The sequence below is a fragment of the Thermatribacter velox genome (genome assembly GCF_038396615.1).
Classification (GTDB): Bacteria; Atribacterota; Atribacteria; order Atribacterales; family Thermatribacteraceae; genus Thermatribacter; species Thermatribacter velox.
This window is the reverse complement of record NZ_CP121689.1, coordinates 1,249,113-1,259,543: the sequence shown is the minus strand read 5'-3', so window position 1 is coordinate 1,259,543 and position 10,431 is coordinate 1,249,113. Positions and strand designations below refer to the sequence as shown.

General features: G+C 44.7%; 12 protein-coding genes. All 12 read right to left on the bottom strand.

Annotation, left to right across the window (positions count from 1 at the left end; translation table 11 throughout):
* Nucleotides 1–12: 12 nt before the first annotated feature.
* Nucleotides 13–246: an acyl carrier protein gene (locus QBE54_RS06280; RefSeq protein WP_369017352.1), complete on the bottom strand. Its 234-nt coding sequence runs from the start codon at nt 244–246 to the stop codon at nt 13–15.
* A 38-nt stretch (nt 247–284) separates the two neighbouring features.
* The gene (gene fabG, locus QBE54_RS06275) at nt 285–1,034 is read right to left on the bottom strand and encodes a 3-oxoacyl-[acyl-carrier-protein] reductase (RefSeq protein WP_369017351.1); all 750 of its coding nucleotides are present in this window, start codon (nt 1,032–1,034) and stop codon (nt 285–287) included.
* On the bottom strand, nt 1,031–1,972 hold the full coding sequence (gene fabD, locus QBE54_RS06270) for an ACP S-malonyltransferase (protein WP_369017350.1): 942 nt from the start codon (nt 1,970–1,972) through the stop codon (nt 1,031–1,033). Before fabD ends, fabG begins: the two co-directional genes overlap by 4 nt.
* Entirely contained in the window at nt 1,969–2,913 is a 945-nt protein-coding gene (gene fabK / locus QBE54_RS06265; protein ID WP_369017349.1) for an enoyl-[acyl-carrier-protein] reductase FabK, read from the bottom strand. The genes fabD and fabK overlap by 4 nt, the downstream gene beginning before the upstream one ends.
* Nucleotides 2,910–3,911, bottom strand: coding sequence for a phosphate acyltransferase PlsX (plsX, locus tag QBE54_RS06260; RefSeq protein ID WP_369017348.1), 1,002 nt, complete (start codon nt 3,909–3,911; stop codon nt 2,910–2,912). The genes fabK and plsX overlap by 4 nt, the downstream gene beginning before the upstream one ends.
* Before the next feature lie 12 nt (nt 3,912–3,923).
* Nucleotides 3,924–4,103, bottom strand: a complete 180-nt coding sequence (rpmF, locus tag QBE54_RS06255; protein WP_369017347.1) for a 50S ribosomal protein L32 — start codon at nt 4,101–4,103, stop codon at nt 3,924–3,926.
* A gap of 74 nt (nt 4,104–4,177) precedes the next feature.
* Entirely contained in the window at nt 4,178–4,711 is a 534-nt protein-coding gene (locus QBE54_RS06250; protein WP_369017346.1) for a DUF177 domain-containing protein, read from the bottom strand.
* A gap of 5 nt (nt 4,712–4,716) precedes the next feature.
* Nucleotides 4,717–5,922, bottom strand: coding sequence for an acetate/propionate family kinase (locus QBE54_RS06245; protein WP_369017345.1), 1,206 nt, complete (start codon nt 5,920–5,922; stop codon nt 4,717–4,719).
* Nucleotides 5,923–5,955: 33 nt separating this feature from the next.
* Nucleotides 5,956–6,951, bottom strand: coding sequence for a phosphate acetyltransferase (gene pta / locus QBE54_RS06240; RefSeq protein ID WP_369017344.1), 996 nt, complete (start codon nt 6,949–6,951; stop codon nt 5,956–5,958).
* Nucleotides 6,952–6,966: 15 nt separating this feature from the next.
* Nucleotides 6,967–7,473: a pantetheine-phosphate adenylyltransferase gene (coaD, locus tag QBE54_RS06235; RefSeq protein WP_369017343.1), complete on the bottom strand. Its 507-nt coding sequence runs from the start codon at nt 7,471–7,473 to the stop codon at nt 6,967–6,969.
* On the bottom strand, nt 7,463–8,044 hold the full coding sequence (gene rsmD, locus QBE54_RS06230) for a 16S rRNA (guanine(966)-N(2))-methyltransferase RsmD (protein ID WP_369017342.1): 582 nt from the start codon (nt 8,042–8,044) through the stop codon (nt 7,463–7,465). Before rsmD ends, coaD begins: the two co-directional genes overlap by 11 nt.
* Nucleotides 8,044–10,392: an ATP-dependent DNA helicase RecG gene (gene recG, locus QBE54_RS06225; RefSeq protein ID WP_369017341.1), complete on the bottom strand. Its 2,349-nt coding sequence runs from the start codon at nt 10,390–10,392 to the stop codon at nt 8,044–8,046. The genes rsmD and recG overlap by 1 nt, the downstream gene beginning before the upstream one ends.
* Between the last annotated feature and the right edge of the window lie 39 nt (nt 10,393–10,431).

Sequence of the window (10,431 nt, the reverse complement as noted above, 5' to 3'; positions counted from 1 at the left end):
GAGAGAATTCAATCAGCTGATTTTGGATTCTATGTATTCTACAGCCTCTCCGACAGTGGTGATTTTTTCTGCGTCTTCGTCTGGGATATCAATGTCGAATTCTTCTTCAAAAGCCATTATGAGCTCCACAATGTCCAGAGAATCTGCGCCCAGATCATCTATAAAGGACGCATCGGGAGTTACCTCGTCCTCATCAACACCAAGCTGGTCTACAATAATTTCTTTTACTTTGGAGAAAACGTCCATTGTTTACACCTCCTAAAGGAGAGCTTTGAGAATTTATATTATAACATCAGCATACCACCATTGACATGGATGGTCTGCCCTGTGATGTAACCCGAAGCTTTTGAAGCGAGGAAAGCAACCGCTTCTGCAACGTCTTCAGGATATCCACCTCTTCTCATAGGTATTTGGTCTATCCACAATTTTTTGACTTCTTCAGGCAACCTGCGGGTCATATCAGTGTCTATAAAGCCTGGTGCCACAGCGTTGACCGTTATACCTCGTGCAGCCACTTCTCTGGCTAAGGATTTGGTAAAACCAAGTATTGCCGCCTTAGCGGTGGAGTAGTTGGTCTGTCCCGCATTACCCATGACTCCCACTACAGAAGAGATATTTATAATGCGGCCGTATTTTTGTTTTACCATATATTTCAAAACTTCTTTGGTAAAGTTGTAGGTTCCCTGCAGGCAAACATCGATAACTTTTTGCCAGTCTTCGTCCTTCATTCTCAAGAACAACCCGTCTCTGGTGATGCCGGCATTATTTACCAGGATGTCTATCCTTCCCCAAAAACTTATTATATCCTCTATCATTTTTTGCACTGCATCTCGATTGGTTACGTCCACGAGATACCCTCTGGCCTCTATGCCTGCAGAACGAAATTCTTCCACAGTTTCGGTTATCTCTTCTGGCTGACCAACATCATTGAAGGCAATACGGGCTCCACCTTTACCAAGTTTCAGAGCAATTGCTTTACCAATTCCTCGCCGTCCTCCAGTTATTATGGCCACCTGATTTTCAAAAGCACTCATGAAAGTTCGCCTCTTTCCAGTAGTTCTTTCAAATTCTTGCTCGTATGAGTAAAGGCAACTCTCACATCTGGATATTGTTTTTTAAGGAGGTTACCAAGGACCTTTCCAGGTCCTACTTCTATAAAAGTCCGATAGGCATGGTGATAGAGGTAATCAATTATCTCTCTCCAGCGAACCGTGCTGGTCATCTGTTCTATAAGTAGTTCCTTAATAACCTGAGGTTCTTCCACAGGCTTAGCGGTGACATTGCTTATGTAGGTATATTTTGGTTTTTTAAAGTCTATGTTTTCAAGAAAAGCGGCAAATTTATTTTTAGCTGGTTCCATAAACGAAGAGTGAAAAGGAGCGCTCACGTTTAAGGTTACCGCTCTTTTAGCCCCTCGTTCTCTGGCTCTGGACAAGAGGTCATTTTCAAGGGTCTTTTCCAAGGATATCACGACCTGATCCGGGCCATTAATGTTCGCAATTTCTATTCGTCCTTGCTGCAAAAGCTCACTAACCATCTCTTCCACTTCTTCTAAATCAAGGCCAATTATCGCCACCATGATACCTGTATTGGCTTCCACAGCTTCTTGCATTAACTTACCTCTTTGATGTACCAGGAAAACTGCTTCTTCAAAACCGATACTCTTTGCACAGGCAAGAGCCGAGTATTCCCCCAGACTGTGTCCGGCCACTACTTCAGGCTCAAAAGCATGTTTCTCCAAAATTGAAAAAATTAAAAAGCTGGTCGTCAGTATAACTGGTTGCGTGTAGTAAGTCAAGCTTAGCTCTTCCTCAGGTCCTTCCAGTGCAAGTTTCAGAAGGTCTCGATTGCAGATTTGGTTCGCAGTCTCAAATAGCTTTTTGGTTTGAGATGGAAAATCTTCTAAAAAAGTGCTTATCATACCTACTTTCTGAGAACCCTGACCAGGAAACAGAAACACAGATTTCTTCATTGCTCCACTACCTCAGCGTATAATCTGCTAATAGTCTGTTTGCACTCCTCCAAAAGCTCAGCAATAATTGCTTTAACGGGTTTGATATCATTAATCAATCCTGCAATCTGTCCCATCATTACTGACCCATCCTGAACATTACCGCAGGTAGCTTCTTTCAGTTTGCCAGCACCCAGCGCCTCTATTTCTTCCCTGCAAGCACCTTGCTTTTCCAGAAGTTCAAACTTACGAGCAAGCTTGTTTCTGAGACAGCGTACAGGATGTCCCGTAGATGTTCCTGTTACCACAGTAGAACGGTCCGAAGCTTTCACTATAGCTTCTTTGTAGGCAGGATGCACTTCACACTCCTCACTGCATATAAAACGGGTTCCTATTTGAACACCCTCTGCTCCAAGAGCAAAGCACGCTGCCATACCCCTTCCATCTGCTATTCCTCCTGCAGCAATAACTGGTACATCCAGAGCGTCTACCACCTGGGGAATCAAACAGAGCGTAGTAATTTCTCCCACGTGTCCCCCTGACTCCATTCCTTCTGCAATGACCATTCTGGCACCGTTTTTCTGCAAGCGCTTCGCTAAGGATACAGAAGCAACTACAGGAATGGTGATTATTCCGAGCTTTGCAAAATCCTCTATAAGGTGACCAGGATTGCCTGCTCCAGTAGTGACCACAGGAACTCTTTCTTCCTTAACCACCTTTATCTGCTCCTGAATTTGAGGAGAAAGGAGCATCAGGTTAACTCCGAATGGCTTGCTGGTAAGCGACCGGGTTCTACGGATTTCCGAGCGCAGCTCCTCTCCAGTCATGTTGCCGGTACCAATGACCCCCAATCCACCGGCTTCAGATACCGCAGCAACCAGTGGGGCGGTAGCCACCCAGGCCATTCCTCCCTGAATGATGGGCACATCGATTCCCAGTATTTCAGTAACCCTTGTCTTCATTTTGCACCTCTTGCCTCTTCAGTGTTGAGTCTGGATAGTCGTTCTCGAATAGCAGGAACTATGCCATTTTCCACCAGTTCTTTGGCTTTCAGAATTGCGCTTTTAATACCTTTTGCCCTTGTTTTCCCATGACATATCAGGCAGACCCCCTCCACTCCGAGCAATGGTGCTCCACCATATTCACTCCAATCGAAAGCCTTCCAGGTCTCTTTGATTCTCATTACCAAAGCTGGTTCTGTGACGTTCTCCCGTATGATTTTGAAAATCAGTTCTATGATGCCTTCTCCAAACTTAAGCAACGCATTCCCCGTAAAACCATCACAAACCACCACATCTGCCTTGCCATCAACAATGTTGTAGCCCTCAACATTACCAATAAAATCAAAATTAAGCATATGCTCTCTACTTTTTAGGAGCTTATAGGCAGCCTTGGAAAGCTCGTTTCCCTTATTCTCTTCTTCACCTATGCTGAGGAGACCTACTTTGGGGTTGTCCAGACCCAGGGTGATTTTGGCATATTCTGCTCCCATAACTGCAAAGTGGAGCAGATGTCGGGGTTTACAATCAACATTAGCCCCTACATCGAGCAGCAAAGTATATGCCCTGGAGTTCGGTATAGAGGTAACAATGGCTGGTCTTTCTACGCCGGCAATTCTCTCCAACCCCAGCCAGGCAGCTGCCATTACAGCTCCTGTGCTACCTGCAGACACAAAAGCATCGACTTTTTTCTCCGCCAGCAACTGAATTCCTCTACATATACTGGACAATGGTTTTTTGCGCACCGCTTCAGTAGGGTTCTCGTCCATGGCAATAATCTGGGGTGCATTTTCTATGGGAAACCTGGCCTCATCCATCTGGTATTCCGAATAAAGGCGGATTAGCTGTTCCCTTGGACCAACCAGGATTAAGCTACAGTCTTCAGTGTAGCTTTCTTTTACTCCTTTTAAGATCTCATGGGGTGCAAAATCTCCACCCCAGGCGTCAATCGCTATTTTCATGGGTGACGATGATTACTCCTCTTTTTCAACTATCTGCTTACCGTTATAGTACCCGCACTCAGGGCAAATTCGATGAGGTAGTTTGGGCATGTGACAGTGGGGACAACTCACCAGGTTCGGTGCTTTTATGACCCAATGAGTTCTTCTTTTGTTTCTCCGACAGCGAGAAGTTTTATTGGTCAAATTCGCCATGATATCACCTCTTCCAATCCAGGTTGTAGGATAGTATAAAACATTTCTCGACTGCTTGCAAAAGAAATACTTGGTTAAGGTCGCCAGTTTTTCAATATTGCAAGACGAGGATCTATTTCCTCCCTCTGACAACTACAGCTTTCACGGTTACGGTTCTTCCCGCAAACTGGACAAATACCTTTGCAATCCGGCTTACAGAGAGGCTTCATAGGCAAGTTGACGATGACACTTTCCCTGACTTCCTGAGTTATATCAAGGTAGCTCTCCTCTTCGACAAAATATTTTATTTCGTCAGCTTCTTTTGCTTCTGCTTCGATTTCAGATGAGCGGTGCAAGCGGTTCAAATTGCGACATTCAAGGCGTAAGTTCGCTGATAGGTCGTAAACAAACGGCTCCAGACATCTGGAGCAGGTGAGTATTAAAAGAGTGTTGATTTTGCCCTCGATCATTATTTCGGTATCACAGTTGGTTATATCCAGCGAAGCATGAACTTTATCGGCAAAAAGAATCTTTTCCTGACGAAAATAAAAGGAATCCATTACTTCCTCTATTTCTTCGTGACTTTTCCCCCCGGCTCTTTTTTTAACATCCCCAATATAAACCTTCACTTCTGTCACCTCTTCTGAGCAACCAGCCTCCAGGTGTCCCGGGCAATCATCAGTTCCTCATTGGTAGGGACAACCATCACTTTTACGGGTGCCCCATCTTGGCTAATAACCGCCTCTTTTCTCCGAACGGTGTTTTTTGCTTCATCAATAGTTATACCCAGATGTTCAAGTCCTTCACATATTGATTTCCTGATATATGAGGAGTTTTCTCCGATTCCGGCCGTGAAAACCAGAGCGTCTAAACCACCCAGTACAGCATAATAGGCTCCAATGTATTTTTTTGCCCGATAGGCTATGAGGTCCAAGGTGAGTTGTGCTCTTGGATTGCTGGGTGCAGCATCTTCGATATCCCGGGTATCACTGCTGATTCCAGACACACCCAGAACTCCACTTTTTTTGTTAAGGATTTCGTCCATTTCTTTGATGGAGAGACCTTCTTTTTCCATCAAGAAAAGAACTATGGCAGGGTCAATATCTCCACAGCGAGTTCCCATTATCAGTCCCTCCAGGGGAGTAAAACCCATAGAGGTGTCAATTGATTCCCCGTTTTTTATCGCTGCAAAACTCACTCCGCTTCCCATGTGGCAGGTAATAAGTTTTAGAGAAGACAGGTCTCTTCTCAGTATTTTTGCAGTTCGTTCAGCAACGTAGCGGTGGGACGTTCCATGAAATCCGTATCTCCTGATGCGATACTTTTCGTAATATTCATAAGGAATAGCATAGGTATAAGCATGGGGTGGCATAGTGGCATGGAAGGCAGTGTCAAAAACTGCAACTTGAGGAACATCAGGCAATACTGAGCGACAGGCTTCAATGCCCAGAATGTTGGGGGGATTATGAAGCGGAGCAAGCTGAACGTACTCGCGAACGGCTTCGATAACCTTATCGTCAATCAGCACTGACTCGCGGAATTTTTCTCCTCCATGTACCACTCTATGCCCTACTGCTTCAATTTCTTTCACATTCTGGATAACGCCTATTTGGGGATCAGTGAGCACCTCCAGTATCCACTCCAGAGCAACTTTGTGATTGTTCACTTCGCGTTCCCTAATTACTGATTTTTCATCATAATAGTGCTCAAGACGGGAACCAGGCAACCCTATGCGTTCCACAATACCCTTAGCAATGACCCTGCCCTGTTCTGGGTCTTGCATGTCAAAAAGCTGATACTTGACGGTAGAACTTCCACAATTTACAACCAGTATGAGCATCTTTCTACATCCTTTCTATTTCGTGGTTTTTATTCAAAATTGGGTTTGTAGCACAGTTACCGCTATCTGCAGCACAATATCTTCAGCCTTGCAACCTCGAGAAAGGTCATTAACCGGTTTCGCCAGGCCTTGCAAAATTGGTCCTATAGCCGTAGCTTTAGCCAGACGTTCTGTAAGCTTGTAAGCAATATTGCCAGCGTTGAGGTCTGGGAAGATTAAAACATTAGCCTTACCGGCAACGGGGCTATCTGGTGCCTTCCTCTGCCCCACTTCAGGAACTAAAGCCGCATCCGCCTGCAATTCTCCATCCAAAAGTAGCTCTGGGTTTAAAGAACGTGCGATTCTGGTAGCTTCTATCACTTTATCTACCAGTTCATGCTTGGCACTGCCCTTAGTTGAGAAAGAGAGCATGGCGACACAGGGAGTTACCCCGAGTAAAAGCTGTGCAGTCCTGGCAGTGGTTATCGCGATATAAGCCAGCTCCTCGGCACTGGGATTGGGGTGAAAGCCAGCATCTGCATAAAGGAAAGTTCCGTTTGCGCCATACGGGCAATCAGGAACCACCATCAAAAAGCAACTTGAAGCAAGTTTTATTCCTGGTGCGGTTTTGATGATTTGCAGAGCGGGTCTTATTACATCCGGGCTGGAAAGCACTGCTCCTGCAACGACCCCATCTACACGCCCTTCATAAAGCATCATACAGGCATAATACATTGGATTTTTCAACCATTCTCTGGCTTGATCCAAGGTAAGTCCCTTTTGCTTTCGTAGCTCGTGAAGTTTCTGGGCATATAGCTCCTTTTTTTCATCATCTTGAATGTTGAGGATTTCCACTTTCCCAAGGTCCAGACCCATGCTTTTTGCCTTGTTGCGTATGTTTTCCTCTTCTCCCAACAGAGTTACAGTTGCCAAGCCCTCGTTGGCAGCATCGTGCGCTGCTTTAATAACTCGTTCGTCATCGCCTTCTGGAAGAACGATCCGCTTTTTAAGGTTCTTGGCTTTTTGTTTTAATTTTTCCAGAATGTTCATGTTGCGATCTCCTTTCTATGTTTGAAATTTTTCTTTTAATTTTTTTTCAACGAAAGGGGGAACCAGCTTCGCTAAGCATCCTCCAAAGCGAGCTATCTCTTTTACCACAGTCGAGTTCAGATAAGAGTATTCAGAACTGGTAGGCAAAAACAGGGTTTCTATCTCGGGAGCCATTTTGCGATTTATCACAGCTATTTGAGTTTCGTATTCGTAATCCGAGATAGCTCTTAGTCCTCTGATTATGATGCGACATCCTTTCTGGCGTGCGAACCGTACCAGAAGACCACTAAAGGTTTCAATCTGCACGTTGGGTAGGTGTTCGGTGCTTTTTTGAAGCATTTCTTTGCGCTCTTCCAGTGTAAATAGCGGGGTTTTCTGAGGGTTGCTGAGCACAGCAACTACAAGCTGGGGAAATATCTTGCTCGCTCGCTCTATTATATCCAGGTGTCCGTTGGTAACCGGGTCAAAACTACCCGGATATATGGCGATTTCTGCCTTCGTAGGACATACCTTATCCTCCATGTACTTCTTCCTCTCTTTTCAGGTGTCCAATTAAGACCACGTTTTTACCGTATTCGCGTTTGTCTTCGACTTTAAAGAAAGGCAATTCTCCGCTCTCTGAATCTTTTGTTCTGGAGTAGCGTATTACAATCAAAGATTGCCCAAAAACCACCCTAAAATTATACAACTTTTCGATGGTTTTTAAATGGTTACTTGCAAAAGGAGGGTCAACAAAGGTTAGAGAGGGTCTCTCCTCAAGGTGGGGGAATTTCCTAAGTTTCAGGAAATCCAGACATAGCACCCTGGAATGCTCTTTTAGGGAACAGATTTCCAGATTTTTTTCAATCACCCGACAAACACGAGGATTCTTCTCCAGAAAATAAGCTTTTTTAGCTCCCCGACTCAGAGCTTCAATGCCCAGCGCTCCACTTCCTGAAAATATGTCGTAAACCACACTTTCTTCCAGCTCAAATTTAAGGATCTCAAAAAGAGCTTTTCTCAAAAAACCTTGCATCGGCCTTACCGCTTTTCCAGAAGGAACCAGAATCTTTCTTCCCTTTAATCTTCCACCCACTATGTGCAGGTAACCCATTAGCTTACCTCACCCAGATCGAGGTACTTTCCAAATTTTCTTTCCATTTCCCGGCGCAAGTTCTGGTAATTCCTGAGTTCGGGATCTTTGGTAAGTATAGCTTCTGCTTCCTGGTGTGCTTTTTCAAGTAAAGGCCAGTCTTCAAAGGGGTCTGCCAGATAGAACTCCGGAACGCCGTGCTGCCGCACACCGTAAAACTCGCCTGGTCCCCGTAGACGGAGATCTTCTTCGGCTATTCTAAAACCGTCTTCAGTAGAAGTCATTATTTTCATTCGCTGCCTTGCTTCTTCTGTGGTGGGATTGGCCAGCAAAATACACAAACCACGCACACTTCCTCTCCCTATTCTCCCCCTCAGCTGATGCAGCTGAGCCAAACCAAATCTTTCCGCATTTTCAATGACCATGCAGGTGGCGTTAGGCACGTCAATGCCCACCTCAATAACTGAAGTCGACACCAGAACATCTATGGCACGCTTCTCAAAACTGGCCATAATCTCCTCTTTCTCTTTTGAAGGGAGCCTTCCGTGTATGATGGCAATTCGCAAACCCTTAAACCATTTTTCTCGCAGCATTTCAGCTATTTCCTGAACGTTGCTGATTTCTTCTTCGCTTTCCTCGATAGCAGGACAAACTACGTATGCCTGTTCACCTTCTTCTATTCTGCTTCTCACTCTATTGTAAGCTTTAAAACGCTCCTTTATCGGGAAAAAGAGAGTTTCCACACCTTTCCGACCTACGGGTTTTTCGTCAACAACCGAAACATCCAGATCCCCATAAAGGGTTAGTGCCAGGGTACGGGGAATGGGAGTGGCCGTCATGACCAGGGTATGGGGAACGTGGGCCTTCTCTTTTAGTCTCGCCCTTTGCATGACTCCAAAGCGGTGCTGTTCGTCAACGATGACCAGGCCCAAGTTAGCAAACTGTACTTTCTCTTCTAAAAGTGCGTGAGTGCCGATAATCAGATTTATTTTCCCCTGAGCTATCTGGGATAATAACTCTGCTTTCTGCTTGCTATTGCCACCCTTGATTAGAGCAACCTTCAAGCCGAGTTCTTCCAAAATGTCCCGGTAACGATGATAATGCTGTTCAGCAAGTATCTCAGTGGGAACCATGAGTGCTACCTGTTGCCCAGAGTCAATCACTTTCAGAGCAGAGAGAATAGCAACCAGTGTTTTCCCGGATCCCACGTCTCCCTGGATAAGTCGGTTCATAATAAATCCACTTTCCAAATCTCTGGATATCTCTTCAAAGACTCTCGATTGGGCACCAGTAAGTTTAAAAGGCAGTTTTGCAGTAAATTCTTTTACCAATCTCGAACCTGATGGGCAGGGTGCCACTCTCAGCTTTTGCAACATACTTTTGCGAAGCTTCAAACTTAGGGCAAAAAGGATAAATTCTTCAAAAATAAGAGTAAGATGAGCCCGACTCCGGCGTTGTAGTAGTTCTTCGATGTTTTCCTCGCCAGGGTTATGCAGAAGATAAATAGCCTTTCTTTTCGGCAACAAATTGAGCCTCTGAACAGTCTCCTCGGGTAAGGTTTCTTCAAGGCTCGGCAAGTAGTTTTGCAAGGCGTACTCTACCAGGGAACGAATCTTTTTTTGGGAAAGCCCTTTGGTCAGACTATAAACGGGCACAATTTTTTCGAAATTCTCTTTTTTAACTCGAGAAGCTGGCTCATACTCGAAATTGCTGGTCTCCATGCGGCCGCTGACAGAAGACCTTCTGAAGCGTCCCGTAACCAAGATTCTGGTTCCAGGACGCAGTATCCTACTCAGGTAATCTTGGTTGAAACACAAAAGGTCTGCAAGACCTGTATCATCGCCAATGGTTATTTTCAAAAGAGTACCCCTACGGATGTTTCTTCTGCGGACACTTATGACTTTTCCCTCTACCGTTTGGAGCATTCCTTCTTTAAGCGTGTCAATAGTGGTAGGATGTCCTCTATCCCGATAGGTTCTGGGGAAGAAGTAGATGAGATCTTCAAGGGTTTTAATATTAAGTTTGTTCAGCTTTCTCTCAAGAGCTGGACCAACCCCTTTGAGATAACGTACGGGTGTTTCAAGGTTTAAAGGCTTTTTTTGAGAGATAGATGCTCTGCTTCTTTGCGGTGCTGTTGCATTATTTTTTTGCAGAGCAGAGATGGCATTTTCTATCTCTTGTAGAAATCTTATTTTTTCGCTTTTTGAGAATAAAGGGTAGTTTTCTGCTTCTTCCACTAAATCAGAGGGTAAAATTGTAGACAGATGGTTTTTGATGAAACGATTGAACCCACCAATTACCGACAAGTTGTCTAACTTTTCTTTTTCCCTATGCAGGACTTTTTGCAAAAAACTCTTTTCTACACTCACAAACTTTTATTTTAATACTTTTTTCAACAATGAAAAGTC